Genomic DNA, 26,745 nt, shown 5'->3' with positions numbered 1-26,745 from the left:
AAAAACGCCACCATTTGGTGACGTTAAAAGTTACACACTGTCAGAGTCGTTAGAACATTAGTTTAACACCGGCAACACCTCCAGTATCTTCAGTGTTGTCGCCACTGGCTCGGGAGAGATCTGCAGTGTCGCCGTATTCTTTCTCCCAATAGGCACCGATGTAGGGGGCGAAGCGTCGGGTCACTTCGTAGCCTAGCCGTAGGCCAGCACGAACCGAGTTAAGGCCTTCGCCCACGCCAAATTCTTCAACTTCACTGGCGGCCACGGCAATTTCGGTGCGCGGCTGTAGGTAGAGCCGCTGAGTCAGGCGCAGATCGTATTCGCCTTCAAAACTGGCGGCCACGTCGCCATCTTCACTCACTTGTAATGCCACGTCGGTTTCAATGCCGTAGGGCATTACGCCTTGCAGGCCGACAACCCCATAAGTGCGTTCAGCGTGATCATCGGAGAAAACACCGCCTTGATAACCGATCCCCCCCTGTAACTCCCAAAAATCAGCCACTAAACGACTATAGAGTAGTTCCAAAGACTCAAACTCAGCATCTTCGCCGTCGCCCTGGACATTTTCGCCTTCTGACTTTAGGTAAATGCGGTTGATATCGCCGCCGTACCAGCCTTGAAAGTCCCATACCACGGCTTCTGGGCCTTTATCAGGCACGCTATATTCGAGCCGATCAAACAGTGCCATACCCATATTATGTTCCTCAGTGGGCGCTGGCCAACTGTCTGGTGCCGCATAGCCATCTTCGGCTTGAGCGGTCGTGGCGGCGGCCATGCCAAGGGCGGCGCTGGCGAGGGTTAAGTAGCGCTTAATTTTGGCTCTTCGACGCTGAGTGTGGAATTCATTCCCTGAGCCAGGCCAGAATATAGTCTCCACAACGGCAGCAGGTATGACATGGACGGCACCCAAATTCTGACTCTCGGCCTGGGCCTGCAAGCGCCCTGGATTCTCAAGGATCAGCACCTGGATACTTCCGTATCGCCCCATCGGCTGGATCTCTATGTCGAGGCCGAGCGAGGCAGCCTCTACTCCTGTCCTGAGTGCGGCCAGGCCTGTCCGGCTCACGATTTCGCTGACAAGATCTGGCGGCACCTGAATTTCTTCCAGCATCACTGTTACCTGCATGCCCGCGTGCCTCGCACCAGGTGCCCCGAGCATGGCGTCAAGCGCATCGAAGTGCCCTGGGCGCGGCCGGGCAGTGACTTCACCCTGCTGTTCGAGCAGGCCGCCATGTCGTTGGTCAAGGAGATGCCGGTACTGGCTGTCTCCCGGCAGTTGGAGATCTCCGATAAGCGGTTGTGGCGCATCGTGCACCACTACGTCGGCCGGATGCTGGAGCAGCTGAATCTGAGCAATATAGCCGCCGTCGGCGTCGACGAAACCGCCTCCCGGCGCGGTCAGCGCTACGTCACGGTATTTCTCGACATGCAGCGCAAACAGGAACCGGTGATCTTCGCCGTCCCCGGCCACGGCAAGGAGGCCATCGAGGCCTTCCACGCCTTCCTGGTGGCGCACGGCGGCGACCCGGACAACGTGGTCGAGGTCGTGTGCGACATGTCACAAGCCTTCCTCAGCGGCGTGGCCGAGCATCTTCCCATGGCCGAGGTCACGGTTGACTGGTTTCATATCGTGCAGACCTTTACCAAGCGGCTGGACGAGGTGCGCAAGAAGGAGCGCCGGGAGCAGGGACACCCCAGGTCGCTGCGCTGGGCCCTGCTGAAGAGCCTGGACAACGAGAACCTGACACCCAAGCAACTGGCGGCGCTCCAGGAGCTGGTGACCGATCAGAGCGCCACGGCCGATGCCTGGATCATCAAGGAAAAGCTACGCTGGGTCCAGAAGGCCTCAACGCCCAGAGCGGCCCGGTGGCGCATCACGAACTATCTCAAGGTCACGAAGGCGGCAGTCTCGGAGAAGCCTCTCCTGACGCCGATGGGTAAGGCCCTGGCAACGCTGGAGCGCCATGCCGATGCGGTGGTTAGGCGCTGGATCTCGGGACTGACGAACGCACGACTGGAAGGGATGAACGGCCTTTTCCAGGCGGCAAGGTCACGCGCTCGCGGCTACCGTAACGAGGCCAACTTCATCGCCATGATCTACCTGATTGGCAGCCCGGTGGGCCGCCTGTTCGATCAGGCCAAATCCACATGAAGTGACGAAGAACCTTAATTTTCATACTGCCTCCTTAAGAAACTTGAACAACGCGGAACATGCCAGCATCCATGTGATAGAGAAGGTGGCAGTGGAACGCCCAACTGCCCTCTGCATCTGCGGTGATCAACGCAGATACGCGCTCACCGGGCTTCACATTTAGGGTGTGTTTGCGTGGTATCAATTCCCCTTGGCCGTTTTCTAGCTCCATCCACATACCGTGGAGGTGAATAGGATGCTCCATCATGGTGTCGTTAATCAGAATTAGGCGCAGCCGCTCATCTTTCTCAAAATGAATAGGGCCGGTCACTTCGCTAAACTTCTTACCGTCGAACGACCACATATAACGCTCCATATTGCCGGTCAGGTGCAGCTCAAGCTCACGGCCTGGCTCACGGCGATCAGGCCATGGTGTGAACGCTTTGAGATCCCGGTAAACCAATACGCGTCGTTCGTCAGGATCAATGCCGATTCCCGCCTGGTTATAGCGAGAGCCCGGCTGAGCTTCACCGGCGAGAAGCAAACCATTTGCGCCTATTTTGGCCTGCTCGGCTGCCATCCCCCCCATAGTAGAGTGATCCATGCCTTGCATGTTGGACATACCGGAGTGATCCATCCCAGCCATGCTGGAATGATCCATCCCCGACATGTTGGACATGCCAGAGTGATCCATCCCCGCCATGTTGGAGTGATCCATACCGCCCATACCGTGGGCACCCATGGCTTCCATACCGCGGTCTGCAATTTGACGGCGTTCAGGAATCTCCGCCTGCATGCCTTCACGTGGAGCTAGCGTGGCGCGTGCATAGCCGCTCCGATCCATGGCTTCGGCGAAGATGGTGTATGCCCGGTCGTCTTCAGGTGAAACCAGCACATCGTAGGTTTCAGCCACGCCAATACGGAACTCATCAACAGGAACGGGTTGCACCGGTTGTCCATCAGCGGCCACCACGGTCATCTTCAGGCCAGGTATACGAACATCGAAAAAAGACATGGCTGAGCCGTTAATCACGCGTAGTCGTATCCGCTCACCAGCTTTGAACAAGGCATTCCAGTTTTCTTGAGGAGAATAGCCGTTGAGAAGATAAGTATAAGTACTACCGGTGACATCGGCGATATCCCGCGAACTCATGCGCATTTGAGCCCACATGCCGCGCATTTCAGCGGTCTGAGCAAAACCGTTGTTACGAACATCGGCAAAGAAGTCAGCAATCGTGCGCTCTTGGAAGTTGTAATAGCCTTCCATGGTTTTCAGATTACGGAACACCGACATCGGGTCTTCAAAAGTCCAGTCGGTGAGCAGTAACACATGCTCACGGTCGTAACGGATAGGCTCACGCTCGGCAGCGTCGATAATCAATGGCCCTGCATGGCCAAGCTGCTCCTGCATACCGGAATGACTGTGGTACCAGTAGGTACCGTTCTGACGGACGGGAAAACGGTAGGTAAAGGTTTCACCAGGGGCGATACCTGCAAAGCTAACGCCAGGCACACCATCCATTTCCGGCGGTAGAATGAGACCATGCCAGTGGATGGAGGTGGGCTCGTCCAGCAGGTTGGTGACACGCAGTACTGCGTCTTGACCTTCTTTCAAACGAATCAGCGGGCCAGGACTGGTACCGTTAATGGTAATTGGTTGGGCTTCTTGTCCGTCAATAGGCAACGATTCACGGCGGATCGCCAGCGATACCTCGGGCCCTTCTTCAACGCCCTGAGCATAGACGTTGGTACGGCCCCAGGGGTTTGCCCAGGCGGGAGTTAACCCCATTGCTGCAGCAGAACCTAAGCCTAAGGCAGCGCCTCCTTTTAACACTTGCCGACGAGAAAGAGGGTGAGAAATGATACTTGAGCGTGCCATGTGTAACTCCCATCAATGGTGAATAGCACCATCTTGATGGAAGAAGCTGAATCAAAGCTGAATGATGATTAATTGACCACTTCAGCCGTCAAGGGCAAAGCAATCGTCACTCGTAAACCACCCAGTGGGCTTCGTTCAAACTGAGAGTGACCTGAGTAGCGGACGATTAACTGTGCAAGAATCGAAAGGCCTAAGCCGTAGCCAGGACGGCGCTCATCCAGTCGTGTACCACGCTCTCCCAGGCGTGAAAGTTCCTCTTCTGCAACGCCCTGACCATCATCATCAATAGTTAGCGTAAGTGCAGTTACAGTGACTGCAATATCGCAAAGAACGCGCCTGCTCGACCATTTTCCTGCGTTATCAAGCACGATGCCTAATATTTCTGAAAAATCGTGAGATTCAATGGGAACTTGTTCTTCCTCACGTGCTGAGTGAGTCAGGTCGAACATACGCTCAGGATAGAGGCTACGGAACATCTCAATCAGCCGTAAGCTATCACGAGTAACGTTGGCCATTCGTCCCACATTAGGGCCTGCAATACGTGAACGACGCAGCTCCGCATCCAACTGGGCGTTAATGTCTTCAATACGGCTGAGTAGTTTATGGCGCCGGTTGTCATCAATAGGCCGGTTGCCACGCAGTACTTGAGTAACGGCTGCCAGCGGTGTTTTTAATGCGGTGATAGGTTGGCGACCGATTCTCGCGAGCGCTTCAGACGAAGATCAATGTCGTCCATGAACCAGTTCAACTGGTCGACTAATTCATCTAGCTCCGAAGGGGCTACTAATGACAAGCGATCACGTTTGCCTGATCGCAATGCTTCAAGTTGTTGGCGCAGTTGCCAGAGTGGTATGAGTCCACGGTTAACCGCTAGCATGTTGAGTATGATGAGCATCCCTAAAAGCACGGCGGCGATCCCACCGACCCACCAGTGTAAAGTTGCAAGCCCTGATTCTACTTGGGAAAAATCCTCGCCCACCAATAGCACACCCTGCGTGCCCTGCCACTCAAAATGGCGGCGATAGACGAGCATGTGCTGTGTTCCGCGATTCACATCTATTAGGGCATCGCCGCTCTCATCTAGCAACGGAGCCAGCTGTTGCTGCCATTGCGGGTCAGAAGCGCTGACCGAGCCATTGAAACGGAGTACGTAGAGATGATGAAAGACTTGATAGCCTTGGCTAACCGAGTCGAGCGCAGTCGGTACAGCCGTTTGGTCTTGCTCTAGCTGCGCGACCGCGTGGTTTGCTTCACGTTGTAAGCGTTCACCTAAAAAATCCCTTGCCAGGCTCTGTAAAAAGATCCCGTGCAATAGCCACGTGGTGACCACCACCAGTAGCGCGACGCCGCCTAACCATGCGAGTAGCCGAATGCGTAAACTGCGTCTATCAATGTGAAGCAAAGAAATACCCCTGACCACGTCGCGTTTGAATGACTGATTTACCGAGATAACGGCGCAGACGAGCGATGTAGACTTCCACCAAGTTAGGTGCGGCAGCGTCCTGATCCAAGGCGTAGAGCTGCTCTAGTAGCTGATCTTTCGAGTGAATACGGTCTGGATGAAGCATTAAGTAGCGCAGTAATCGAAACTCCGTTGCTGTTAGCGAACGCCACGTTTCTCCTTCTAAGCACACGCGTTGACCCGCCTCATCCAACGAGACACCGTTAAGCGTAATCACATGAGATAACTGACCAGACTGCCTACGCAACAAGGCCTTCAGGCGAGCCATAAGTTCGGCTTCGTGGAAAGGCTTGGTGAGATAGTCATCGGCTCCGGTTTCAAGTCCGATAACTTTATCTTCCCAGGTATCGCGCGCCGTCAAAATCAAAATAGGCGTACTGCGCTTCTGCTTGCGCCAATGAGCGAGAAGATCTAACCCCGACCCATCGGGCAAACCGACATCTAAAATAGCCAGCTCATAATCCTCGGTTGCCATCAGCGACTTGGCCGCTTTCAATGAAGCGGCCAAATCAACCAGGTAACCGTTGTCCTTGAGACTCTCTGCCAAGCTTTCTGCTAACAAATCATCATCTTCGAGTAGCAACAGTTTCATGGGTCTGCGTCAGATTAGAGAGAAAAATTACCGTACATGCCGGATTCATAATGACCAGGAATGTTACAGGCATACTCTAGCTCGTTAACATTGTCAGGGACACTCCATAATAAAGTCCCGGTTTCACCAGGCGCAATGGTGACACCTGCCATGTCCATGCTGGCCATATCGTGACCGCCGCCGTGTGACATATTCGACATATCGTGGCCTCCGCCGTTGGCCATGTTTAGCATCATTTGACGATGTTCTTCTTGGGCTTCTTTGCTACCAATCACAAACTCATGTTCTAAATTGCCGGTGTTGGTGATTTCAAATTTAACAATTTCACCCGCCGCCATTTCTAGCGTTTCAGGGTCGAACCACATATCGCCAGCATCAAGAGTGATCGTGCGGTCAACGTCAGCGTCGGTCAGGCCACTGTCACCGCCGCCATGGCCGGGCGCAGCCCATGCCGCGCTTGTTACTAGGCTTAGTGAAAGAGCAAGCAAAGGAGTTGTTAAAATGGTGTTGCGCATGGTCATTTACCTCAAAAGGGTTGTTGTCACTGCTTATTTATACGGTGTTAACCTGAAACGAGCCTGAACCCAGCGGGCAGAATATGATCCATAGCAACTTTTCATTGTTCACAAGGTTACAAGGCTTGACCTTGAGGTAGCCCTAGAGTCGTAAACTTAGGACGTAATTTCTAACTGACTTGATCGGAGGCTTACCATGATGAATGCCGATTGCTTAGCTTTTATGAGCTCAATGGGCTGGTACGGCTGGCTGATGCCGCTGTTTTTTCTTCTGCTCGTAGGCTTAGGTATCGCGTCGCTCGCAAAATACTTGTTTAGCCACACAACGAGGGCAGGCCGTTCATGAAACATCTTAACGCTACTATTCTATCAATTGCTTTGGCTCTCGGGGCTACATCGGCTCAGGCTGCACTGCCGGACGAAGCTACACTGTACAAAAATCCTCAGTGCGGATGCTGTGATGAATATGCTCGCCACTTGGAAATGCTGGGAGTCGATGTAACCATTGTCGATAACGTTGAGCTCGGCGATATCAAACAGAAGGCTGGCGTCCCTTATGGTTTGGGGTCGTGCCACACCATCGAAATAGGTGACTACTGGATTGAAGGGCACGTGCCGATGGAAGCGGTCGAGGCATTATTTGAAGAACAACCTGACATAGGTGGGATCGGCCTAGCAGGGATGCCCATTGGTACACCAGGCATGCCAGGGCCTCAGGGTGAGCCTTACGAAATCTATATGTTCACTGACCACAAAGACGATTCGTTTATGACTCTGTAGTAGATTTTTTGATGTCATTACTAGGCTCCCTTGTCCTGCATGAGGTGCTGGCTAAGCTCCTCATGTATTTGACACTAAAAGCCACTTAAGACGGCTAGTGGGAGTCGATGATGGTTTTATAAAGCAGGCAGCCAGTAGCTCACACCGTTCATGGTCACCTGTACCCCGTCTCCTGAAAGCTCTATGGTCTGACGACGTAGTGCTTTTTTGGACAATTTCTTGTCATGAAAATATTCCATGGCTGTGACGATCCATTGCTCCCTCCAGCCCTCTCCTTGATCAGCACACTTCGCCATTTTCATCATGGAGCGAGCCAACTTTTCTTTCCGCCGTTTTCTTACTCGCTTCTCATCCACTCTAGGGGCTAGTGTGGTGGCATGTTGGCGATTTAAAAAATTGGTAAACCCCGTCACCGAGGCTGCTTGTCCGGGCACCGCCTGCAAATAGTTGTCCACATCACCCTGTTGAGGTAGCCGCTGCCCCTCCCGGTCTGAACCGCCCCGGTTATTCCGGAGACCGGTTTGTTTGAGTCAAGCAGCTTCACCCGACTCTTCCAGTTGACGATAATACGTCCTTTCTCGTTCTGCTGGTGGAACGTTTCCGATGGGTTCCAGCAGTCGGCGGTTGTTGAACCAGTCAACCCACTCCAGCGTGGCATACTCAACGGCATCCAGTCCCCTCCATGGGCCACGATGATGGATCACCTCCGTTTTGAACAAGCCGATGATGGTTTCAGCCAGCGCATTGTCGTAGGAGTCGCCGGTGGTGCCGACTGAGGCATTGATACCCTCGTCAGCCATACGCTCGGTGTAGCGGATCGAGAGATATTGGCTTCCCCTATCACTATGATGGATCAACCCTTGTCTGTGTTTTCGTGCCCACAGAGCTTGCTCCAGAGCGTCCAGCACCAGTGCCGTTCTCATCGACGTCGCTACACGCCAACCCACGATACAGCGTGCATAAACATCGATAACGAACGCAACGTAAACGAAGCCAGACCAGGTAGCGACATAGGTAAAATCGGCTACCCAAAGCTGATTAGGACGCATAGCCGTAAAGTCACGTTTCACTAAATCAGGTGCCCGTTTCTGGCCGGGATCACTGAGGGTCGTGAAGGGGCGTTGGCCTCGCACCACGCCGCGAATTCCTAGGCGGCGCATGAGCCGTTCTACAGTGCAACGAGCAACATTAACGCCTTCACGGCGGAGTTGCCGCCAGACCTTACGGGCACCGTAGACGCAGAAGTTTTCTTCCCACACGCGCTGAATCTCAGCGGTAAGAAACGCATCCTGTCGATACCGGTCTGCCCGCCGTTCAGGATCAGCTTCAAGTGCCTTGTGGTGGTAATACGTCGATGGGGCGATTGGCAGTTGACTACAAATCGACTCGACCCCGAACTGAGCACGATGCTCGTCGATAAATGACACCATCAATTGGGTTTGCGGTCGAGCTCCGCCTGGGCGAAAAAAGCAGCCGCCTTACGGAGAATTTCATTAGCGCGCTTCACATGCCCAGTGCACCGCGCTCTTCGTCGTCGGCTACGGCCTGAATCATCGAGCCGAAAATATCAGGATTGATCTGTGTCCAGTCCAGGCTGCCGATGTGGAGTAGATAAGAGCGTGCAATTTTGCTGAAGCGCGGTACGTCGACACTGCCGGAAAACAGACCACCGTTTACATAGGGAAACTTCCCCGCCCAGCGGGGGATGTTCGCAGCAGCATGCTCTTCTTTCCGCGTGTTCATGGCGCGGAAGATTTCGCTAATCACTTCATGGGTGTTGGCAGAATCTCTGGCGCTCATTTCTGAGACGGTGTCGGTAAATAACCCGCTACCGGCAAAGATGTCCGTATCTTCGGCAAAGAAGCAGAAGATCAGCCTAGCCATGAAATGGTTCATTTCATGGCGCTGCTCTTCCGTGCCCCAACTTGGGTTATCTTTCAGTAGCTCCACATACAGCCGGTTCAGGCGGCTGGTGGCACGAATATCAAACGAGCTTTCACGCACCTGTTTAACAGTAGTGATGCCCGCCAGGGGCAAAAAGAAACCGAAGTGGTCAGGGAATTCTTCATATTTGCAGGCAACCGTCTCGCCGCTTTCCAGCTCCTCGGCCTCTAGCATCTCACCATCGGTGGCAAGCACGAACTTCGCCTTGGCACGCGTAGTCGCGGGGCTAACCTTCAACGCAGCTAGGGTTTCGGTAACGGCACCAGCCTCCGCCACCGCGATATGGATATTGTTGGTCTGCAATACCCCGCCCCAGGAGCCAGAAAAGTCCGACTTATTCGACGTACCCGAACGCAACCGTTTGATAGTGGTTGCCTTGTTGCCAAAAGCTTCCAGAAAGGCATAAGGGAACTCAGCCGGATCAAAGGGCTGTTGTGCCAAGTCAGAAATGGCGGATTCGATTTCAACTGCGTTCATGGAGTGCCGTTTTTCCTATTCAACTGCTGGCGGGTGCTACTTAGTCGACAAGCGGTGGGGTAACATCGGTCAAATCGCAGGATAATTAACGCTGTACCGGCTTGCTAGAGCGGAAAACACTGCCCGCTGCCCGCGTCATTGACTGACCAACGCCACGCAAACCCCGGCGTTATCATGACGGAGTGACAGAAGGTTTCCAAGGACTGGGTATTCATTTCATGAAAGCTATTCTCTACGCTTGATTCTACCTATCGAGCTGGTCCATCGGAGCAACACTGATGCAAACGCCTTATAGCTCAATCGCTTTGCGTCATGACCCACTCACTTGGCAAAACATCTAACTTGCTTCATTTTTTTCGCAAAATCACCTGACAAATGGCACTTAGGCAAAAAAATAAATTGAGCACTGGAGACAGGTACTGCCCCTGGGGCAGTACCTGTGCCTTCGAGTATGAACTTCTACAGATACCCTTTTTCTGCGAATGACGTGCATCCATCACTCCCCACCACCACATGGTCAATCACCCGAATATCCATCAAGCCAAGCGCTTCTTTTAGGCGTTCAGTGATACGCCGATCCGCATCACTAGGCTCAGGATCACCACTAGGGTGGTTATGAACTAGGATCACAGCGGCGGCGTTGTAAGCGAGTGCCGCCTTTAGTACCTCTCGTGGGTACACGCTGGCTGAATCAATGGTGCCGCGAAACAGCTCTTCAAAGCGGATGACACGGTGTTGGCTATCCAGAAATAGTACGCTGAATACTTCATGTTCGTAGTCTTGAAGCAACAGCTGCAGGTGCTCAAACGCTTGAGAAGGTTGGGATATCTTGCGACCTTTGGCGAACTTGCGGCGTGCGAAACGCTTAGCCATCGTAATGATGTCTGTTTCCGTGACCGGTGACGTGACTAAGTAGGTGCCTGCCACTTCACCGGCTTTGAGTTTGCTATGGGGCATGATGACCTCCAAAAAATAAAGATGCCGGAGTGGTGGCCCCGGCATCTACGTAGTTAGTAGTGAATAAGTGTTGTGGTTTAGCGTGTAAGTCACGCCGCCATCACTTGGCTGATGCGTCGCTCCATCTCTTCATGAAAGGCCTCGACTCGCTCGGCAATCGTGCGGATCAGAGCCTCGTCTCGGTAAGCACGCTTCACAAACAGCGGCATACCCGGCCAGTAGCTCACAAAATCGATCCATTCCCGTTCACTGACCCAGAGCCCTCCCTGGCATTGGGGCACGTGCTCGTCGGGGATTTCCCCGCTGAGCAGTACCTCAATTTGGAACTTAGGCAGCTTGGTTTTGATCTCCAGCAAGCCGTTTCTGCCGATCAAACTATCCGGTGAGTAGCCCACGTTGTGGTTGAGGATTAGGCCTACTTCTTTAGGCTTCGGTGCGCTGGTCATATCGCGATACAGCGAGCGAGCGACGCTCTCTAGCTCCTGGCCCCGCTTGGTATGGGCGTTGCCTTGAAACGGCTCGGCCAACTCGCCGGTCACACGCTCGCCGATCAACTGGTGCATGTAGGTAATGGCTCCGGTACCCAACCCACCGGGGCCTTTGCCGTTTACCAGCAATGCCTTGAGTTCTGACATGGTGACGCGCCCAAGACGCGCCGCCAGCCACTCAGGAGAGCCTTGTGGCATGGTGAGTATCTTCATAACGCCTCCTGTAGGCGGTGAGTGAGCAGGCTGCGCCGCTATTTCACGGCTCGCTTGGTGAGGGATGCACGGAGCTTGTCGAAATCTGCCTGAGGCACCTGAACCGCAGCGCCGTATTTGCCGCTGAACCACTCTTGGGTAGTGGCCGGGCATTGGCTGATCAAACGCTGAATCTGCCCCGCTTGAAAGGCCGTAACCCTCTTTACAGCTGCTCGTGTGCTGGTCTGGCCATTATCGTCTTGCCCGCGTGTGGTGATGTTGAGCAAGGCGCACAGCACATAGCGCTTGCCGTAGCTGGTAGACGATCCAAATGCCTGGACGGCATTTTTGTTACCGCTCATGTCCGCAGGTAGGAGCATGCTGGTCTCTTCCCGGTGGCCGTCCTTGTGCATCAGCACGCCCGTTACTTGGATACCGCGTTCCTGGGTTTGAATACGGAAGCTCACCGCGAAGCCGTGTTTTTGCAGGATGGGACGAACGGTATCGACAATATCCTCCAGCGTGGCGTAGCAACCGTTGTTGGTTTGCCCACGCTCTTCAATGCTGGGCAACTCGGTCTGCATCGCTGCCATGGCCGCGCTGTAGGCCATCATGGCCTGGCGGTCCATCACGCGCTCCTGCATTTGCAGCAGGCGCTCCATCTTGTCGATATCGACGTCCGGGTTAAGCGCGGCACGCTCAATGACCTGGATAATGGCGGTGCTATCAGCCGTCGGATGCGCTTCTAGCGCCGCCGAACTTGGGGAGTGCTGAGCGTTGGCGTCTGCTTGAATGGAAGGTACTGGGCCTTTTTGGGGAGACGCATTTACTACATGAGTACGCTGTGCCATAGGGCACCTCCTTTTACGTGAAGAGGGAAATGCGGGCTGGTCAGCCCTGTTCATGGGGTGCGTCATTAACGAGCGCAGGAACGTCAGGTAAGTGACGCGCAATGTCAGCGGGATCGATACGCTCCAGGCGTATCTCCGCGCGATAGAACTCGCCCTGGGCACACACCAGCGACGTTGCTTTGTGGGCGTCGTGTTCTAGCAGTTGTTTGGTTAGTCGAGTGAGCGCCATCTCAATGGCGTCAGAAACAAAGCTCATGCGGGTACCTCGCGGTATAAGCCCAACAGCAAAACGCCCAGCCTTTTTAGGGGCTGGGCGTCTATGCCGTGAGGGTTAGGATGATCATTCGGTGAATCGCTTGTGGGAATGGGGGTATGGATGTCTACGACACCAACTGTAGGGCGGCATCCAAGGCCTCTTGCTTGAGCTGTGCCCCCTGACCAAACCAGGCTGAATCCATACGGGTATCGTTACTGCGTGCGCGCTTGTCGTGATCGACGTATTCCGTAACCGCATTGAGCAAGCCCCAGGCCGTGTCTTTGGCGGTCACTAAGTGAGCGCCACGACCTTCGCCTTGGTAGAGCTTCTGCACCTTATTCAGCGCCCGGTAGTTGGGCAGTTTAGAGGGATCGTCCAGCGGCTTCTCTGCCCCACAAATCACCGACTGAAGATACTGCTGCGCTTCCTGCCGAGTGATTTTACGCTCCGCTAGGGTTTTCATCCGATACATGAAGTCATTCCATTGCGACACCGAAATACCTAACTGACGCTTCACGGCACGCGGATCAAACTCTGAACGATGGGGCACTTTCACCGCTTGCGACGTGCCATCGACGGCAATTTGCAGCGTGTTATTGCACACCACCCGCACCGTGGTAGGCGTGGCCATGGTGGCAAGCGTGCCATCGCAGGAAGTGGCCAACAGCAGGTAGTCATTGACCTCATCCTGGCCTTTGAGCGACGTGCTTAAGCCACTACGGGCTAGCGCCCAGAACTTACGTCCGCCTTTCAGCACGCCAGCGGTTTCTAGCTCATATCCGGCGTACTCGGTCAGGTCACGGTAAAACTCCAAAATCTCCTCGGGCTGCACCACTTTATAGCGTTGTGACACCACCGACAGCGGTGCTTTGGTATCTGAGCGGTAGAGCACTTTTTGCTCAGGGAACGAGTGAATGCTGCCCAGGTGGCTAGCCCCTTCGGCAATAAAGCGCACCGGCGCTTCTTCAATATGCCAGTTCATACCGGCCTGTTGCTGCCAGACCTCCAGCGGTTGATGTCGAGAAAGTTGCTGCCCCAGGCCATGCCAAGGGGTATCGCCTACGTAAGCCATTTGTTCAACGAGATGTGCCATGAGTCATTCTCCAGACATAAAAAAAGCGCCGACCAAAGGCCAGCGCGCGAAAGTGAATAGGCGGATCATTCGCCCCACACAGGGCGAACAACGATAGGTTAAGCGTTAGGTGCTAAAGGCGGGTAGGCGTCGCGGTAGGTGCAGCCGCAAGACAAGCATAACCACGGTGTCCCGCTGCCAACTGGCAGCCACTGCTCAAACAGCGAGGTGGCCATGCGTGAGCCGGTTTGACCTCCGGCCACGGCACCCATCATGGCGGCAGGCAGTTTTGCCAATGGAAAGCGAGTCACCGCCAATGGCAGTGGGCCGGAGATGGCCGTCGCGCGCCATGCGCCAATAGCACCGCCAATCAAGGTGCTGCCTACCACGCTTATGCGCTGGGCTGTATCCAGATTCAGCATGCGCGTTGATGCACAACGCTTACAGGGTGGGGGCATATTGAAGCTCCTATGCAAGGGAAAAAGGTTCCATGGGGATGGATGCATAGGAGTGATATAGGTCTGAAATCGGTTGGGATACGCCGATGAGGTATTGCGTTAAGTAAGCGCTTTTTAGATGCTGTTTTTATATACAGCTATCGATGGAGGTGCTCATGACTTTACCAGTGACATTACTGGGACAATCAGACGCTTTAACGGCGTCGCAGTCCATACCGCTCTATACCTGTGCCGTGCGCGCAGGCTTTCCATCACCCGCAGATGACCACTTGGACACCGATCTTGATCTTCACCGCTATGTGGTGAAACGGCCTGCTGCAACGTATTTCGTACGTTCTGAAGGAGACTCCATGATTGGTGATGGAATTCATCATGGGGATTTGCTGGTGGTGGATCGCAGTCTCGAAGCCTTACCAGGTCGCATTATCGTCATTTGTGTTGATGGTGAGCTCACAGTAAAGCGCCTTGAGCGAGTAGGGCAGCGGACTTATCTCCGGGCAAGTAATCCTGCTTACCCTCCCATTCCTTTAGATGGTCGTGAGTCGCACGTCTGGGGCGTCGTAACTCATGTGCTTCACAGCTTTCCAGGGGCAACGCTGCAATGATGGCCTTGATCGACTGTAACAATTTCTATGTCTCCTGCGAACGTGTCTTCAACCCGTCACTGGAAGGTCGTCCTGTAGGGGTACTATCCAATAACGATGGTTGCGTCGTCGCCCGCTCTAACGAGTTAAAAGCACTGGGCGTTGAAATGGGGGCTGCCATGCACCTGCTACCACCAAGTGTGCGCCGCCAAGCTGTGCTGCTATCCAGCAACTATGCGTTGTATGGAGACATGTCTCAGCGGGTAACCGAGGTGCTGGGCGAGTTCTCACCCCATGTAGAGGTGTATTCCATTGATGAGAGTTTTGTCGGGTTTCAGGGATTTGAGGTAGACACCCTGGAGCAACGAGGCCAAGCTCTGCGGGATACGGTGAAGCAGTGGACAGGTATACCTGTGTCAGTGGGTTTTGCGCCGACTCGGGTGTTGGCCAAGGTCGCCAATCATGCCGCTAAAAAACACCCTGCATATAGAGACCAAGGTGTATGCACGTTGCTTGCAGAAGGCGCGCCTACTAAAGCGTTGTTGAAGCAGTTGCCTGTCACCGAACTATGGGGCATTGCACGCCGCACCAGCGAGCGATTACGCGTCATGGGCATTGAGACTGCCTGGGACCTGCGAGAGGCAGACCCGAAACATATCCGTCGGCAATTTAGTGTGGTGCAGGAGCGCATTGTCTGGGAGTTGCGGGGGCAACCCTCCATTCAGCTAGATGACATGGGCCAGCCTAAACAACAGATCATGGTGTCTCGTTCGTTTGGGCGGCTTACCAACGATCCCCATCAGTTAAGGGAGGCGCTACGGCATCATGCTGCCAGGGCGGGCGAAAAACTTCGTAAGCAGCAAAGCGTCACTAGCGCCGTCATGGTGTTTATCCGCACCAACTCGTTTCGTACGGATTTACCCCAATATCGTCAACGAATGGTCATTTCTCTGGATCGGCCCACTGATGATAGTCGTGAGATCATCGCCGCTGCGGTACAGGGTTTGCGTCGTCTCTGGCGAAAAGGGTACGCCTTTCACAAAGTGGGTCTCATGCTGCTTGATCTATCGCCTAAAGCTAACCGACAGCTCACTCTCACTGAAACCCTTCAGACTGATGAAGAAGACAAACGTAGCGAACGACTGATGAACACTATGGACATGCTCAACCGTGAGCTAGGCAGAGGTGCTGTGCAAATTGGCTTGGCGCGCTCTAACAACGCATGGTCACTGCGAAGCGAGCGACGAACGCCGCGTTACACCACTCAGTGGGGCGAGCTGCTAATAGCAAGGACTGGATTCAAAAAATTAAGAACACCTTAGCCATCAGGGAAGCTCTCAGCTCCATGCCATGATATTTCTTTAGAGTCTATCTTTAGATTCGTTAAGATGAGAGCCCCTGCGATCAGGAGAGTCTAGCCCATTGCATTGATCACCGACTGATCAAGTCTGTTAGGCTGCAAATGAATTGCATGATGGAGTACCTCAACAGCCGTACTAGCGACGTGCTGACGACTCGTCGCTAACTTTAGGCAGAAAATCTGGAGCATACGCGACAAGCGATACTGCTAGCTGATCAGTCACCCTGCCTTGTGGAAAGTGCTACATCATCAATCGCCGATCACGGGGATGAGGAAATGGCAGGCCGAGGGCCTCGGGTTATTTGCCAAGCGGGCAGGCAATCACATAGGGCCCTACAGCTATGGCCTTGGAGGGAGCTTCTCTAGACCAAATGGGTAGTATATTGGGTAGTGAAATAATTTTTTTTATGTTTTTTTGTAATAGTTAATTGATTTTTAAGATATTTTTTTATAGATCAATATTAAGATACAGAATATTGAGTGATGAGGTATTGGCATTGACTTGGCATGCCAAACTCTACAAGCTGAAGTTAAATGGACAGGGAGTGCCCGGTCGGCGTCTAAACCTCGGTGAGTGCATCGGGGTTTTTCGCTTTTGGGCATGACTTAATATTGCTAGCAGGTATCCAGCGCCGCATCCTTATGCAGTCTGCATAATCTGAAGAAATCTCCGCTATGACTCAGTTGACTCCTGATACTCACGAGATGCTAGAGAGCTTACGCTCGGCGGTTGCCGAAACGCTCGAGCGCAAACGCCGCCTTGGTCAATATGCCGTGGTTTGGGAGAACGATAGGCCTGTCTTTATAGGGGATGATGCGCCAACTCAGCAGGGTGATGAGCAGAGCGGACAGGATCTAGAGTCGCATTGAGCCAAGCGATCATGTCAACGATCTGCGGTGTGCTCAGGTGCCTAATAGCCCCTTGTTCTCCCACCACGCCTGATTCAACCACTTGGTGATGAGATCAACGGTGCTGGCTCTCGCTCCGAGGTGCTTGGCCACTACCGAGAAGCTGCTGAGAACGTCCACTGTCTCTTGAACGTACGGCAGGGCCTGTTTCCAATCCGTGAAACCTGCCTGTGTTGCCAGCCGTTGCATCGCCTTGAGAGGAGGCTGTTTGCCAAATCCCATGTAGGCGGTCGCGTGCTCTGCAAAAGGGTGGGGGCTAAAGGTCACGTCATAGAACGGCGCTGGTCTCCATTGGCCTGTATCGTCTTGCAAAAATGCCCAGTTTTTACTGTGATCGTCCTGGTTGCAGGCAAACAGATTAAACAGCGCGCGTCGAAATTGCAGTTGGCCGACGGCGGGAGAGCGGCATAGCTGGCGGCTGGCTTTGATCAGGTCGGCGTAGTCCAGGCTAGGGGTTCGGAAATCGGCATCCAGCAGTCCACAGGCGCTATGCATGTGGAGACGCCCGGCAGGGTGCGCCTGATGAACCCAGTCAAACCGTTTGATGGCAAGCCAGGCGCGCTCACCTTGACTCGTAGGCACGCGAAGCAGCTGCCATTCGGGCGGCTCAAGCCCCGCTGTGTTCGCTAGTTCCAGGTAGGCCGCTTCGCAGAGCCCTTCGTCGTGACCCAGTGGCAGGTGTTGAGAAGTGAACTTGACCAGCCAAGCGTCATCCCCTGGCTTGGCGTCGGTTCGGCACGTTGTTGGCTTGTCCGGTGGCATGAAAAGCTGCGCTTTGGGCCTGGCTCCGCCGGAACTACCCGCTGCGACGAGAGCACTCAGCACGTCTTCCGTTTGACCATCGAAAACGGCCTGAGCCGTTAAGCCAAGTGTCGGCAAGTCTTCGTGATCACCCTGTGTCGGTGCTGCCTCTGATATGGGCTCAAAGGCAAGAGCGCCCATCCCTCGATGGCCAACGAATGCCAGCCGATCCATCGCCGTCAGTTGTGTCGGGGCGATGCCCTGCTGACGAAAGACACGATCTTGCAACAGCAGTCCCCAGCCATCGGGTAAACAGTCGCCAAATACCCCATGTAGACCTTGGTGTGGTATTTGGGGGGCAGGTTGAAGAGTCAGGTCGCTGTTGAGCGTAAAGGGCGACAGGTTGCCATGCTGTTCCACGTAGCCTTCTGCGTATTGAAAGAAGACCCCTTGGCGGTTCTGCGCTAAAACGCCAGCCGCGACCCGCTCTCCCGTTGAGAGCGTGCGTGTCACGTTCAACCGCTGCGTTGGCTTAAAGGCCATCTTTGAGCACCTCTTCGATGGAGGAGGGCTGTTTAGTGGGGAGGGCATCGGGTTGGGTCAGCGCATAGAGCCGTGCCAGGTCATCCAGGCTTTGCCAGAGCAACAGCAGCTGGCGGAGAGAAATTTGCCCAGTGAGCTCGAATTTCTTGATGGTAGGAGCGGGCACACAGCTGCGCTGCGCCAGCGCCGCACGGGATAGCTTGGCCTGCTCGCGAAGCCTGCGTAGGTGGGCAGCAAAGGCCTGCTGAACATCGGTATCGTCCAACAACAGAAAACGGGGCATAAGCTCACTTCCCTCTTTGGATACTACTATATCCATTTTAGGCTATTTTAGCTATTTATGGACACGGTTATATCCTTTTTATGGCTGCTGAATACACCTTCCTTCAGCGCTCTTTTCCATTGCCTTGCTCACAGCCCCAACAACTCCTCCACCGGCAAATGGCTGGTCGCTTTCATTTCCCTCAGCGAGAGGTTGGAGCGGATGCTCGATACCCCGGGCAGTTTGCGCAGCACCGTTTCGACGAAGTGGCTGTAGTCGTCCAGGTCTTTGGCGACGACCTGTAGCAGGAAGTCGGCTTCGCCGGTGGTGTTGTGGCAGCTCAGTACGCGGGAGCTGGCCTGGATGATGCGCTCGAACTCCGCCGTTGCGGCTTCGCTGTGCTGGGTGCAGGTGATTTGCACGAAGGCCAGCACGCTGGCGCCCACTTTGCGGCGGTTGAGGATGGCCTGGTAGCCTTCGATCACCCCCAGCTCTTCCAGGCGTTTGTGGCGCCGCCAGCAGGTGGCTTCGCTCAGGTGCAGCTGCTCGGCCAGCCGTGCGTTGGCCACCCGCCCGTCTGCCTGCAGCAAGGTGGCTAATCGGGCATCCTTTTTATCAAGCTCGCTCATTTTGAAAGGCTCTTTCGGTTTATTCATGTTGTTGAAAAGAGTGCTTCAAAAAGGCGCAGGATGTCCATCAGAAGGAAACGTAATTTCGGGCGTGGCTCGCTATAGTGCGTATACATCCAACGCATCGCCGACCGTTCAGGAGTGAGCCATGAAAGCCGTGGTATTCGAGCAGTTTTCTACCCCGCCCAGCATCCAGCAGGTGCCCGACCCAGCGCCAGCGCCTCACGGGGTCGTGGTCAAGGTGATAGCCAACGGCGTATGCCGCAGTGATTGGCACGGCTGGATGGGCCACGACCCGGATATCCAGCTTCCCCATGTGCCGGGCCATGAGCTCTCCGGTGTAGTGGAAGCGGTGGGCAAGGACGTGACGAAGTGGCGCATTGGCGACCGGGTGACCGTGCCGTTCGTGGGCGGCTGCGGCATCTGCCCGGAGTGCCACACCGGCAATCATCAGGTGTGCGATGCCCAATTTCAGCCGGGGTTTACCCACTGGGGCTCGTTTGCCGAGTATGTGGGCATTCACTACGCCGATGTGAATCTGGTCGCACTGCCGGATACCCTGACGTTCGATACCGCCGCCAGCCTGGGCTGTCGGTTCGTGACCTCTTTTCGTGCGGTGGTAGACCAGGGCCGCGTGTCGGCGGGCCAGTGGGTGGCGGTGCACGGCTGCGGCGGTGTGGGACTGTCGGCCATCATGATTGCCAGCGCAGCCGGCGCCAACGTGGTGGCGGTGGATATTTCCGAGCAGGCGCTGGCTTTGGCGCGCCAGCTGGGGGCGGTGGCCACGGTGAACGCCAACCAGGTGGCCGACGTGGTGGAGGCGGTGGTCGAGATCACCCAAGGCGGCGCGCACGTTTCGCTGGACGCGCTGGGCCACCCCACCACCTGCTTCAACTCCATCAGCAATTTGCGCAAGCGCGGCAAGCATGTTCAGGTGGGGTTGATGCTGGCGGACCACAGCACGCCAGCCGTGCCGATGAGCAAGGTGATCGCCAACGAGCTGGAAATTCTGGGTAGCCATGGCATGCAGGCGCATCGCTACGGTGCCATGCTGGCGATGATCCAGTCAGGCAAGCTGGCGCCTGAAAAATTGATTGGCCGCCGTATCACGCTAGAAGAGTCCGTGCAGGCGTTGATCAACATGGACAAGTTCGAAGGCGCGGGGATCACCGTGGTGACGAAATTCTGATAAAAGAGGGGAAGACCGTTCTCATCAGAGGGTTTGCCCATGTTCACCCTGCGTATCTTCGCGCTGTGCATGCTCTCGGGCCTTCTTGGCCTTGTGCCCCTTGTTGCTCAGGCCAATACCGCCACTTGGCAGGCGCTGCAGCAGGGTGGGTTGGTCATTCTCATGCGCCACTCGCTGGCGCCGGGCATCGGCGACCCGCCGGGGTTTGTGTTGGAAACGTGTGCCACCCAGCGCAACCTTTCCAGTGAAGGGCGTGCTCAGGCCGTAGCGGCGGGTCAGGCGTTGCGGCAGCAGGGCGTGGCGATCGATGCGGTTTACAGCTCCCAATGGTGCCGTGCACTGGAAACCGCCGAGCTGATGGCGTTGGGGCCGATAACGCCTGCGACGTGGCTGAACTCGTTCTTTAGCGGGCGGGGGGATCAGGTGGCCATTACCCAGGCAGCGCGCAGGCGTATAGAGGCGTGGCAGGGGCCAGGCAACCTGCTGATGGTCACGCATCAGGTGAATATCACGGCGCTGATCGGCGGCGGTGTCAGTTCCGGGGAAATGGTGGTCGTGCGCCCCCAGAAGGATGGGTTTGCGGTGGTGGGGCGGCTGAGCATTCCCAGCCGCTGAGGTTTTGTGCATTTCCTTCAATGAACCAAGGCAAATTATTCGCTCCTCATTGCGTCGCTGAGGTTTTACGCTGGGCGTATCGATAAGGAGGACGTCATGTCATCACCCCATACCCCATCCGTTCGCCGCATGGTCGCTCAGCACCCTGCCCATCGTGACGATATCGGAGACCTGGTCACCCGCAGGCCGCTGCCGGGGCCTGGCGTGGATCAGCTCGATCCGTTTCTGTTCCTGAATCACCACGGCCCGCAGGTATATTCCGCCAATAATCGTGGGCTGCCGTTTGGGCCGCACCCGCACCGGGGGTTCGAGACGGTCACCTTCATTCTGGAGGGCTCGCTGGCCCACGCCGACAGCGCCAAACATCAGAGCGTGATTCATGCAGGCGGCGTGCAGTGGATGACCGCGGGCAGCGGCATCGTGCATGCAGAAATCTCGCCCCCTGAGTTCTTGCGCGAAGGCGGGCCGCTGGAAATCCTCCAGCTGTGGGTCAATCTGCCGTCGCGGCTGAAGATGAGCGAACCGCGCTACGTGGGCCTGCAGCAGGAAGGCATACCCGCCGTTCCCCTAGCGGGCGGCGGCACGCTCAACCTGATTGCCGGGGAGTGGCAAGGGCAGTCAGGCCCGATCGAGTCGCTGACCGGCGTGTTCATGTCCACACTCGCGCTGCCCGCAGGGGCCCATGAGCAGCTTCCCGTAGCCCCTGGGCGGCAGGTGTTTCTGTACGTGGTGAGTGGTGACGTGACGGTGGGCGGCGAGCCTGCCAAAGCGCATCATTTGATTGAGCTCGACCGTGACGGCGAAAGCCTTGCCATCGAGGCAGCCAGCGATGCGCGCCTGCTGTTTGGCCATGGCGATGTCATCGATGAGCCGGTCTACTCCCACGGCCCCTTCGTGATGACCACCCGCGACGAGATCGTGCAGGCGGTAGAGGATTACCAGAACGGCAAGTTTGGCGGGCTGACGCTTTAAAGGCCCGTTAAGAGCTCATTTCCAAACCCTCTGACGATGGGCGCTGGGGGCAGGGCAAAACGAGGGTCCTTTGCCATGGATGGCAAAGGTAGCGCCCAGGGAGGGGTTTACAGCGCCCTCGCGACGCCCTGCCGCCGGATAAGCCCACGTCGTCTACTGGTTGTGAAAGGCGCGCTAAACCGGCTCGCCGCGATAGTAGTGCCATAAAAACAGCGACCCCACGCTGCGCCAGGGGGACCAGGGTTCCACCAACTGGCGGGCCTGCTTCGGCGTGGGTTTGTCCTCCATGCCCTTTAGGCGGCCCAGCGCCACTCTTAACGCAAGGTCGTCGGCGGGGAAGATATCGGGGCGCTTGAGCGAGAACATCAGGTAGATCTCGGCGCTCCAGCGGCCAAACCCACGCAGCTGGGTAATCGCGGCAATCGCCTCGTCATCGCTGAGGTGCGCCAAGCCATCGGCGCTAAACGTGCCCGCCAGCTCCGCCTCTGCCAGCCCTTTGGCATACTCGATCTTGCGCCACGACAAGCCTGCATCCCGCAGCGCCTGGCCTTCCACCTCCATCACCGCTTTGGCGTGCAGCTCCGGCAGCAGTGTATTCACTCGGCCCATGATGGCCCGTGCGGCCTCGGTGGAGATCTGCTGGCTGACGATGGTCGAGAAGAAGGTGGCAAACCCGGGGTCGCGCTGGCGCGGGCTGGGCGCACCTACCAGGGGGTAGGCACGCGCAATGTCGGGGTCGGCGTGGGCCAATGCCTGCATGGCGTGCTCGATCATATCAACGGGCGTTTGATCAGACAGCATGATATCTCCTGAGATAAATGGGTATTAAACTGCTCATTTATGATAATTTGATTTAAATTTGAGTATTAAAGTGCACATTATGCTGCTTCGAACTACACTTTTGAGCATTAAACTACTCATCAAATGACGCGTTAAAGGTGAGCCGTGTTGCTAACCGTTCAAGCCTTCCATCAAGGGCAGTGGCACGATGCTGCCGAGCTGGTGTTCGAGCATCCAGAGCGGGGCCGTCGAGGGCCTGCGCGTTTGGGCTACCTTACCGATTATGCCCTTGAGTGGCTGGATCACGACGATGAGCACGCCTGTAGCCTTCGTTTGCCTATCGAGTTGATGAATACCCATCAATCGCCACGCTGGTTCACTTTTTTAGACGATATCATGCCCTCTGGGGCCAGCCGCCGTTACTGGGTCACGCAGTTGGGTATATCGGCACTTAGTGAGGCGGAGCAGGATGCCGCGCTACTGGCAAAGGGAACGATTGCGCCAGTGGGCAATTTACGTATCAAAGAGGCCCTTCCTGAGCGCCCAGCAGGCAGCACGCTGGAGCAGCAGCGCTTTGCAATGGTGGATGTCGTCAATCGGGATAGCGACTTTCTGGCCTATGCGCAGCAGATGGGGGCTGCTGGGGGGGGCGCGACTGGGGCCGGTGGTGAGGCGCCCAAGCTGCTGTTGCGCTGTTCATCAGATGATCAGGTCTGGATTGATACCTATCAGGACGATCCGGCGAATATCGATCAGCACTATCTGGTGAAATTTCCTCGCGGTCAGCGCACGGTGATCGATAACGACATATTGCGTGCGGAGTACTATTTCTATCACGAGTTAGCGTCGCTGGGCGTCGCGACCATCGATACCCAAGGGATGCGTCTGATCGAAGGTGCGCGATATCCATTGCTCTGGTTGCCCCGCTTTGATGTGGGCTATCAAGAGGGAGCGCTCGCGCGGTATGGCCTGGAGTCTGTTTACTCCGTCATGGGGAAAGAGCCGGGAAGCTTCTTGAATCATTTTGCCGTGGTCGGGGAGTTGGTGGATATGTTGAGCCAACAATTCCGCGTGCGTGAGTCGGGTGACCATTTCGATACGGCGCGCTTTGTCAGTGAGTGGGTGAAACGCGACCTGCTCAATGTTGCGTTTGCCAATAGCGACAATCATGGCCGCAATGCGGCGCTGCTGAAAACACCGCAAGGAACCTGGTGGGCACCGGTGTACGACTTTGCGCCCATGAAGGCAGATCCTGAGGGAATCGTCAGAACCATTACCTGGGGGGCGCCGTTTGAAGAAGGGCGAGAGTTTAACTGGGCCGCCATTGCAGAACGACTGAGCGTTTATCTTCCACCAGAGCGGCTCATGGCAGAGCTGAAAGCCTTGGGTAGCCAGCTAGTGGGCTTGAAGAAACGGCTAGCGCAGCGGGGTGTACCCAATACCATTTTGGCATCGGATGCAGTGGGGTTGGATCATCTGGATGCCAAGCTGAAGCGCTGGGGGTTGGTATGAAGCGTAAAGAGCTCACCAGCATCGAGCGGGAGGCGTTGCTGACGACATTAGCGGCCCAACTGGTGCGCGAAGAAATCAGCTCTGGGCAGGTGCTGCGTCAGCTCCGCCGTGAGGTACTGGGCATGTCGCAGACCCAATACGCCGATCTGGTGGGCATCAGCCGTCGTTCGCTGTCAGACCTGGAAGCCGATAAGGCAAGCCCTACCGTGGCGCTGCTCAATCAGGTCTTCCGGCCGCTGGGTCTGCAGGTAGGCTTGCTGCCGCGCAACCGCGAGCTGCGCGAGCGCTTATTGTCAGCCAATGCCACGAGGGGCTGACCCCCTTGTTACATCGTTGGATGATTGAGTTCGCACGCTAACTTTTTTCATGCCTTGTATTTCTACTTTCGTCTAATCCTGCCATCATTTGCGACTATCCAGGATCGTTTCGTGAACAGGCGCGTTATCCCGCGCCTGGGGAGTGAGGTATGCAAGCATCATCAACGGGGCTGGCGCGGCATCCGCGGTGGGCGGAATTCGTGCTGGCGCTGGGCGGGTTCGGCATCGGCACCAGCGAGTTCGTCATCATGGGGTTGATGAACCGCGTGGCGGAAGACCTGGCCGTGAGCGTGCCGCAGGTAGGCTATTCCATCAGCAGCTACGCCCTGGGGGTCGTGGTGGGGGCACCGCTGATTTCGGCGCTGGCCGCGCGGGTGCCCAAGCGAGCGCTGCTGATCGCGCTGATGCTGGTGTTTGCCGTGGGTAACATTGCCAGCGCCATGGCGCCAGGGTTCTGGTCGTTCGTGGGGCTACGCTTTCTGGCCGGGCTGCCCCACGGGGCCTACTTTGGCGTGGCGGCGCTGGTGGCAGCAGGCGCCGTGCCGGTCGATCAACGGGCGCGGGCCATTGCCAGGGTGATGATGGGGCTGACGGTGGCCATTCTGATCGGGGCGCCGCTGGGCACCTGGGCAGGCAACCTGTTTGGTTGGCAAATTGCCTTTGCCGGGGTGGGCGTGATTGCTCTGCTGACGGCGCTGTTGATTCGCCTCTGTGTGCCCGTGCAGCCCTTCGATGCCCAGGCCAGCCCGCTGCGTGAGCTTTCCGCGCTGGTCAAGCAGCGTGTGCTGGTGACCATTGCCATTGCCTGCATCGGCTGTGGCGGCATGTTCTCGATTTTCAGCTACGTGATGCCCACCTTGACCCAGCAGGCGGGCATGCGTGAAGCCCTGGGCCCCTTGGTGCTGGTCATCTTTGGCCTCGGCTCCATCGCGGGCAATCTGATCGGTGGGCGCATGGCCGATAAAAACCTGATGCGGGCAATTCCCGCCATCCTGGTGTGGTGCGCGGTGGTGCAGGGGCTGTTCTACTTTGCTGCCAATCAGGTGTGGAGCGGGCTGCTGTTCGTTGGCCTGGTCGGCACCAGCATGGCCCTGGCGCCTTCGCTGCAAACACGCTTGATGGACGTGGCGGAAGATGCCCAGACCATGGCGGCTTCCATGAACCATGCTGCGTTCAACGGCGCCAACGCGCTGGGGGCGTGGCTGGCGGGGCTGGTGATCAGTGCCGGGTTCAGCTGGTCGAGCACCGGGCTGGTGGGAACGGGGCTGGCGCTGTGCGGGCTGGTCATTTTTGCCTGGGGGCGCTGGCTTGAAAAGCGCGCTGAAGCCCCTCGCCAAACCGTGGCGCAAGGCTATAAATAAGCGGCTGCTCAAGTAGGGCGTGGGTCATTAAAGGTGGCAAAAAAGCTGGAGTGTTCCTAGGGTGTAAGATGCAACCCATAAGGAGGTGACCCATGCAAAGCCCATCATTGAAAGTCTCGCGTACCCTGACCCTGAGTGCCATCGCGGCGCTGACCTTGGCCCTGGCGGGCTGCGGCGCGACCACCGGAGAGCGTGCCACCAGCGGCGCAGGCGTAGGTGCTGCCGTGGGCGCTGGCGCTGCCGCAGCCACTGGCGGAAGCGTTGGCCGTGGCGCGGTGATTGGCGCGGGCGCAGGTGCTGCGACCGGTGCCCTGACCGATGAAGAGGACATCAGCCTTGACTGACGTCGGCACAGGCCACTAGCGACACAGCCTGAAACCGCGCATGCCCAGATGGAAATGGTCGGCATGCGCGGCATTGTAATCCGGCCCCAGTACGTTGCCGAAGGTATCACAGGCGCCATCCCTCGCTGCCCGCAAGAACTCCCCTGCCTCACCCTCGTCGTCCCAGTCGCGAATCAGCGTAATCTGCCGACCATTCTCGAAGCGAAAGCCCACCACATCCAGGGCTTCAGCCGTGGCGTGCTCGCTGCGTCGACCGCTTTCACGGCCGTAGACATTCCGGCAGGCAAAGCTGCCCACATGATCCACTTGGGCGACCGGGCTGCCCATGATGGCTTCGGCAGCCGGTTGCAGGGCGTGGCGTTCGTACATCACCCAGGCCAGGGCCAGCGGGCAGGTGGCCACGAAGCTCTGGTTGAAGCGCACGCTGCTGGACTGCATACGCACCACGTTACTCAGCGGGCAGCTGGCGGTGGGTGAGTAGTCGGCCAGCGGCGTGTAGCTCAGCCCGCCCTCGGGGACGGTGTCCAGGGCGGCCAGACAGGCCTCACGGTCGTCGTTGAGGCGCTTGAGCTT

The 26,745-nt window shown here is 56.4% G+C and carries 30 protein-coding genes, 1 pseudogene and 1 other annotated feature; of the genes and pseudogenes, 11 read left to right on the top strand and 20 right to left on the bottom strand.

Annotated features, from left to right (window positions below):
- Positions 1-49: 49 nt before the first annotated feature.
- Positions 50-694 (bottom strand): copper resistance protein B, encoded by a 645-nt coding sequence (locus HSS18214_RS0111960; protein ID WP_016915533.1) that lies wholly within the window; start codon positions 692-694, stop codon positions 50-52.
- 201 nt (positions 695-895) lie between these two features.
- Between HSS18214_RS0111960 and HSS18214_RS0111955 the strand changes: the two genes are divergently transcribed.
- Positions 896-2,152 (top strand): ISL3 family transposase, encoded by a 1,257-nt coding sequence (locus HSS18214_RS0111955; protein WP_016915532.1) that lies wholly within the window; start codon positions 896-898, stop codon positions 2,150-2,152.
- A gap of 34 nt (positions 2,153-2,186) precedes the next feature.
- On the opposite strand, the gene HSS18214_RS0111950 is transcribed toward HSS18214_RS0111955, so the two are convergent.
- The 5 genes from HSS18214_RS0111950 to HSS18214_RS0111935 all read right to left on the bottom strand — a co-directional run bounded on the left by HSS18214_RS0111950 (position 2,187) and on the right by HSS18214_RS0111935 (position 6,579).
- Entirely contained in the window at positions 2,187-4,010 is a 1,824-nt protein-coding gene (locus HSS18214_RS0111950; RefSeq protein WP_026001905.1) for a copper resistance system multicopper oxidase, read from the bottom strand.
- 68 nt (positions 4,011-4,078) lie between these two features.
- Positions 4,079-4,525 (bottom strand): ATP-binding protein, encoded by a 447-nt coding sequence (locus tag HSS18214_RS19600; protein WP_229800894.1) that lies wholly within the window; start codon positions 4,523-4,525, stop codon positions 4,079-4,081.
- A 155-nt stretch (positions 4,526-4,680) separates the two neighbouring features.
- Positions 4,681-5,412 (bottom strand): HAMP domain-containing protein, encoded by a 732-nt coding sequence (locus HSS18214_RS19595; RefSeq protein ID WP_016915530.1) that lies wholly within the window; start codon positions 5,410-5,412, stop codon positions 4,681-4,683.
- Positions 5,399-6,064: a response regulator transcription factor gene (locus tag HSS18214_RS0111940; protein ID WP_009288249.1), complete on the bottom strand. Its 666-nt coding sequence runs from the start codon at positions 6,062-6,064 to the stop codon at positions 5,399-5,401. The genes HSS18214_RS19595 and HSS18214_RS0111940 overlap by 14 nt, the downstream gene beginning before the upstream one ends.
- A gap of 14 nt (positions 6,065-6,078) precedes the next feature.
- Positions 6,079-6,579, bottom strand: coding sequence for a cupredoxin domain-containing protein (locus HSS18214_RS0111935; protein WP_016915529.1), 501 nt, complete (start codon positions 6,577-6,579; stop codon positions 6,079-6,081).
- A gap of 342 nt (positions 6,580-6,921) precedes the next feature.
- Here HSS18214_RS0111935 and HSS18214_RS0111930 point away from each other — a divergent pair, with 342 nt between their 5' ends.
- A complete protein-coding gene (locus HSS18214_RS0111930) occupies positions 6,922-7,359 on the top strand; it encodes a DUF411 domain-containing protein (RefSeq protein WP_016915528.1) in 438 nt (145 codons plus the stop codon).
- A gap of 116 nt (positions 7,360-7,475) precedes the next feature.
- On the opposite strand, the gene HSS18214_RS19590 is transcribed toward HSS18214_RS0111930, so the two are convergent.
- The 9 genes and pseudogenes from HSS18214_RS19590 to HSS18214_RS0111885 form a co-directional block, all read right to left on the bottom strand.
- Positions 7,476-7,814: a hypothetical protein gene (locus HSS18214_RS19590; RefSeq protein WP_229800893.1), complete on the bottom strand. Its 339-nt coding sequence runs from the start codon at positions 7,812-7,814 to the stop codon at positions 7,476-7,478.
- Positions 7,815-7,889: 75 nt separating this feature from the next.
- Positions 7,890-8,866: pseudogene (locus HSS18214_RS0111920) on the bottom strand (IS3 family transposase); the annotation flags it as partial.
- Positions 8,715-8,831 (bottom strand) — a sequence feature (AL1L pseudoknot). It overlaps the preceding pseudogene by 117 nt.
- Entirely contained in the window at positions 8,863-9,780 is a 918-nt protein-coding gene (locus HSS18214_RS18195) for a type IIL restriction-modification enzyme MmeI (protein ID WP_016915525.1), read from the bottom strand. The pseudogene HSS18214_RS0111920 and the gene HSS18214_RS18195, both read right to left, overlap by 4 nt.
- A 459-nt stretch (positions 9,781-10,239) precedes the next feature.
- The gene (radC, locus tag HSS18214_RS0111910; protein WP_443089280.1) at positions 10,240-10,653 is read right to left on the bottom strand and encodes a RadC family protein; all 414 of its coding nucleotides are present in this window, start codon (positions 10,651-10,653) and stop codon (positions 10,240-10,242) included.
- A 173-nt stretch (positions 10,654-10,826) separates the two neighbouring features.
- Positions 10,827-11,438, bottom strand: a complete 612-nt coding sequence (locus tag HSS18214_RS0111905; protein WP_016915523.1) for a lambda exonuclease family protein — start codon at positions 11,436-11,438, stop codon at positions 10,827-10,829.
- Between the two features lie 38 nt (positions 11,439-11,476).
- Positions 11,477-12,268, bottom strand: a complete 792-nt coding sequence (locus tag HSS18214_RS0111900; protein ID WP_016915522.1) for an ERF family protein — start codon at positions 12,266-12,268, stop codon at positions 11,477-11,479.
- A gap of 40 nt (positions 12,269-12,308) precedes the next feature.
- Complete coding sequence (locus HSS18214_RS0111895; RefSeq protein ID WP_016915521.1) at positions 12,309-12,524, bottom strand: hypothetical protein; 216 nt, start codon at positions 12,522-12,524, stop codon at positions 12,309-12,311.
- A gap of 124 nt (positions 12,525-12,648) precedes the next feature.
- On the bottom strand, positions 12,649-13,617 hold the full coding sequence (locus tag HSS18214_RS0111890; protein WP_016915520.1) for a DUF932 domain-containing protein: 969 nt from the start codon (positions 13,615-13,617) through the stop codon (positions 12,649-12,651).
- A 98-nt stretch (positions 13,618-13,715) separates the two neighbouring features.
- Positions 13,716-14,054, bottom strand: a complete 339-nt coding sequence (locus HSS18214_RS0111885) for a hypothetical protein (protein ID WP_081138521.1) — start codon at positions 14,052-14,054, stop codon at positions 13,716-13,718.
- A 155-nt stretch (positions 14,055-14,209) separates the two neighbouring features.
- Between HSS18214_RS0111885 and HSS18214_RS18835 the strand changes: the two genes are divergently transcribed.
- On the top strand, positions 14,210-14,659 hold the full coding sequence (locus tag HSS18214_RS18835; protein ID WP_016915518.1) for a LexA family protein: 450 nt from the start codon (positions 14,210-14,212) through the stop codon (positions 14,657-14,659).
- Complete coding sequence (locus tag HSS18214_RS0111875) at positions 14,656-15,960, top strand: Y-family DNA polymerase (RefSeq protein WP_016915517.1); 1,305 nt, start codon at positions 14,656-14,658, stop codon at positions 15,958-15,960. Before HSS18214_RS18835 ends, HSS18214_RS0111875 begins: the two co-directional genes overlap by 4 nt.
- Positions 15,961-16,901: 941 nt before the next feature.
- Here the strand turns inward: HSS18214_RS0111875 and HSS18214_RS0111865 are convergent.
- From HSS18214_RS0111865 to HSS18214_RS0111855, 3 genes are all read right to left on the bottom strand, one after another.
- Positions 16,902-18,191 (bottom strand): type II toxin-antitoxin system HipA family toxin, encoded by a 1,290-nt coding sequence (locus HSS18214_RS0111865; protein WP_016915515.1) that lies wholly within the window; start codon positions 18,189-18,191, stop codon positions 16,902-16,904.
- Positions 18,181-18,474 carry a helix-turn-helix domain-containing protein gene (locus tag HSS18214_RS0111860; protein WP_016915514.1) on the bottom strand — a complete coding sequence of 98 codons (294 nt, stop codon included), beginning with the start codon at positions 18,472-18,474 and terminating at the stop codon, positions 18,181-18,183. The genes HSS18214_RS0111865 and HSS18214_RS0111860 overlap by 11 nt, the downstream gene beginning before the upstream one ends.
- Before the next feature lie 128 nt (positions 18,475-18,602).
- Entirely contained in the window at positions 18,603-19,082 is a 480-nt protein-coding gene (locus HSS18214_RS0111855; RefSeq protein ID WP_016915513.1) for an Lrp/AsnC family transcriptional regulator, read from the bottom strand.
- A gap of 148 nt (positions 19,083-19,230) precedes the next feature.
- Between HSS18214_RS0111855 and HSS18214_RS0111850 the strand changes: the two genes are divergently transcribed.
- The 3 genes from HSS18214_RS0111850 to HSS18214_RS0111840 all read left to right on the top strand — a co-directional run bounded on the left by HSS18214_RS0111850 (position 19,231) and on the right by HSS18214_RS0111840 (position 21,858).
- Positions 19,231-20,271 carry a zinc-dependent alcohol dehydrogenase family protein gene (locus tag HSS18214_RS0111850; protein ID WP_016915512.1) on the top strand — a complete coding sequence of 347 codons (1,041 nt, stop codon included), beginning with the start codon at positions 19,231-19,233 and terminating at the stop codon, positions 20,269-20,271.
- A gap of 39 nt (positions 20,272-20,310) precedes the next feature.
- Positions 20,311-20,886: a histidine phosphatase family protein gene (locus tag HSS18214_RS0111845; RefSeq protein ID WP_016915511.1), complete on the top strand. Its 576-nt coding sequence runs from the start codon at positions 20,311-20,313 to the stop codon at positions 20,884-20,886.
- 96 nt (positions 20,887-20,982) lie between these two features.
- Positions 20,983-21,858 carry a pirin family protein gene (locus HSS18214_RS0111840; protein ID WP_016915510.1) on the top strand — a complete coding sequence of 292 codons (876 nt, stop codon included), beginning with the start codon at positions 20,983-20,985 and terminating at the stop codon, positions 21,856-21,858.
- A 174-nt stretch (positions 21,859-22,032) separates the two neighbouring features.
- On the opposite strand, the gene HSS18214_RS0111835 is transcribed toward HSS18214_RS0111840, so the two are convergent.
- On the bottom strand, positions 22,033-22,659 hold the full coding sequence (locus HSS18214_RS0111835) for a DNA-3-methyladenine glycosylase family protein (protein ID WP_016915509.1): 627 nt from the start codon (positions 22,657-22,659) through the stop codon (positions 22,033-22,035).
- Positions 22,660-22,806: 147 nt separating this feature from the next.
- On the opposite strand from HSS18214_RS0111835, the gene HSS18214_RS0111830 reads away from it, so the two are divergent.
- The 4 genes from HSS18214_RS0111830 to HSS18214_RS0111815 all read left to right on the top strand — a co-directional run bounded on the left by HSS18214_RS0111830 (position 22,807) and on the right by HSS18214_RS0111815 (position 26,172).
- Entirely contained in the window at positions 22,807-24,150 is a 1,344-nt protein-coding gene (locus HSS18214_RS0111830) for a type II toxin-antitoxin system HipA family toxin (protein ID WP_016915508.1), read from the top strand.
- Positions 24,147-24,467, top strand: a complete 321-nt coding sequence (locus HSS18214_RS0111825) for a helix-turn-helix transcriptional regulator (RefSeq protein ID WP_016915507.1) — start codon at positions 24,147-24,149, stop codon at positions 24,465-24,467. The genes HSS18214_RS0111830 and HSS18214_RS0111825 overlap by 4 nt, the downstream gene beginning before the upstream one ends.
- A gap of 149 nt (positions 24,468-24,616) precedes the next feature.
- Positions 24,617-25,828 (top strand): MFS transporter, encoded by a 1,212-nt coding sequence (locus HSS18214_RS0111820; RefSeq protein ID WP_016915506.1) that lies wholly within the window; start codon positions 24,617-24,619, stop codon positions 25,826-25,828.
- 92 nt (positions 25,829-25,920) lie between these two features.
- Positions 25,921-26,172 (top strand): YMGG-like glycine zipper-containing protein, encoded by a 252-nt coding sequence (locus HSS18214_RS0111815; protein ID WP_016915505.1) that lies wholly within the window; start codon positions 25,921-25,923, stop codon positions 26,170-26,172.
- Between the two features lie 15 nt (positions 26,173-26,187).
- Here HSS18214_RS0111815 and HSS18214_RS0111810 read toward each other — a convergent pair.
- The coding region (locus tag HSS18214_RS0111810; RefSeq protein ID WP_016915504.1) for an extensin-like domain-containing protein at positions 26,188-26,745 on the bottom strand (558 nt) is incomplete at its 5' end.

Source organism: Vreelandella stevensii S18214, assembly GCF_000275725.1.
Classification (GTDB): domain Bacteria; phylum Pseudomonadota; class Gammaproteobacteria; order Pseudomonadales; family Halomonadaceae; genus Vreelandella; species Vreelandella stevensii.
The sequence above is the reverse complement of the archived record's forward strand: the minus strand, read 5'-3'. Positions and strand labels throughout refer to the sequence as shown.

What these genes read in the sequence shown, in the direction of transcription:
- HSS18214_RS0111950 (WP_026001905.1), bottom strand. Translation starts at nt 4,010, where the DNA reads ATGGCACGCTCAAGTATCATTTCTCACCCTCTTTCTCGTCGGCAAGTG.
- HSS18214_RS0111940 (WP_009288249.1), bottom strand. Translation starts at nt 6,064, where the DNA reads ATGAAACTGTTGCTACTCGAAGATGATGATTTGTTAGCAGAAAGCTTG.
- HSS18214_RS0111900 (WP_016915522.1), bottom strand. Translation starts at nt 12,268, where the DNA reads ATGGCACAGCGTACTCATGTAGTAAATGCGTCTCCCCAAAAAGGCCCA.
- HSS18214_RS0111860 (WP_016915514.1), bottom strand. Translation starts at nt 18,474, where the DNA reads ATGCCCCGTTTTCTGTTGTTGGACGATACCGATGTTCAGCAGGCCTTT.
- HSS18214_RS0111815 (WP_016915505.1), top strand. Translation starts at nt 25,921, where the DNA reads ATGCAAAGCCCATCATTGAAAGTCTCGCGTACCCTGACCCTGAGTGCC.
- HSS18214_RS0111845 (WP_016915511.1), top strand. Translation starts at nt 20,311, where the DNA reads ATGTTCACCCTGCGTATCTTCGCGCTGTGCATGCTCTCGGGCCTTCTT.
- HSS18214_RS18835 (WP_016915518.1), top strand. Translation starts at nt 14,210, where the DNA reads ATGACTTTACCAGTGACATTACTGGGACAATCAGACGCTTTAACGGCG.
- HSS18214_RS0111955 (WP_016915532.1), top strand. Translation starts at nt 896, where the DNA reads ATGGACGGCACCCAAATTCTGACTCTCGGCCTGGGCCTGCAAGCGCCC.
- HSS18214_RS0111875 (WP_016915517.1), top strand. Translation starts at nt 14,656, where the DNA reads ATGATGGCCTTGATCGACTGTAACAATTTCTATGTCTCCTGCGAACGT.
- HSS18214_RS0111850 (WP_016915512.1), top strand. Translation starts at nt 19,231, where the DNA reads ATGAAAGCCGTGGTATTCGAGCAGTTTTCTACCCCGCCCAGCATCCAG.
- HSS18214_RS18195 (WP_016915525.1), bottom strand. Translation starts at nt 9,780, where the DNA reads ATGAACGCAGTTGAAATCGAATCCGCCATTTCTGACTTGGCACAACAG.
- HSS18214_RS0111890 (WP_016915520.1), bottom strand. Translation starts at nt 13,617, where the DNA reads ATGGCACATCTCGTTGAACAAATGGCTTACGTAGGCGATACCCCTTGG.
- HSS18214_RS0111835 (WP_016915509.1), bottom strand. Translation starts at nt 22,659, where the DNA reads ATGCTGTCTGATCAAACGCCCGTTGATATGATCGAGCACGCCATGCAG.
- HSS18214_RS0111905 (WP_016915523.1), bottom strand. Translation starts at nt 11,438, where the DNA reads ATGAAGATACTCACCATGCCACAAGGCTCTCCTGAGTGGCTGGCGGCG.
- HSS18214_RS0111895 (WP_016915521.1), bottom strand. Translation starts at nt 12,524, where the DNA reads ATGAGCTTTGTTTCTGACGCCATTGAGATGGCGCTCACTCGACTAACC.
- HSS18214_RS0111960 (WP_016915533.1), bottom strand. Translation starts at nt 694, where the DNA reads ATGGGTATGGCACTGTTTGATCGGCTCGAATATAGCGTGCCTGATAAA.
- HSS18214_RS0111930 (WP_016915528.1), top strand. Translation starts at nt 6,922, where the DNA reads ATGAAACATCTTAACGCTACTATTCTATCAATTGCTTTGGCTCTCGGG.
- HSS18214_RS0111935 (WP_016915529.1), bottom strand. Translation starts at nt 6,579, where the DNA reads ATGCGCAACACCATTTTAACAACTCCTTTGCTTGCTCTTTCACTAAGC.
- HSS18214_RS0111820 (WP_016915506.1), top strand. Translation starts at nt 24,617, where the DNA reads ATGCAAGCATCATCAACGGGGCTGGCGCGGCATCCGCGGTGGGCGGAA.
- HSS18214_RS0111855 (WP_016915513.1), bottom strand. Translation starts at nt 19,082, where the DNA reads ATGAGCGAGCTTGATAAAAAGGATGCCCGATTAGCCACCTTGCTGCAG.
- radC (WP_443089280.1), bottom strand. Translation starts at nt 10,653, where the DNA reads ATGGCTAAGCGTTTCGCACGCCGCAAGTTCGCCAAAGGTCGCAAGATA.
- HSS18214_RS0111865 (WP_016915515.1), bottom strand. Translation starts at nt 18,191, where the DNA reads ATGGCCTTTAAGCCAACGCAGCGGTTGAACGTGACACGCACGCTCTCA.
- HSS18214_RS0111840 (WP_016915510.1), top strand. Translation starts at nt 20,983, where the DNA reads ATGTCATCACCCCATACCCCATCCGTTCGCCGCATGGTCGCTCAGCAC.
- HSS18214_RS19600 (WP_229800894.1), bottom strand. Translation starts at nt 4,525, where the DNA reads ATGGCCAACGTTACTCGTGATAGCTTACGGCTGATTGAGATGTTCCGT.
- HSS18214_RS0111885 (WP_081138521.1), bottom strand. Translation starts at nt 14,054, where the DNA reads ATGCCCCCACCCTGTAAGCGTTGTGCATCAACGCGCATGCTGAATCTG.
- HSS18214_RS0111825 (WP_016915507.1), top strand. Translation starts at nt 24,147, where the DNA reads ATGAAGCGTAAAGAGCTCACCAGCATCGAGCGGGAGGCGTTGCTGACG.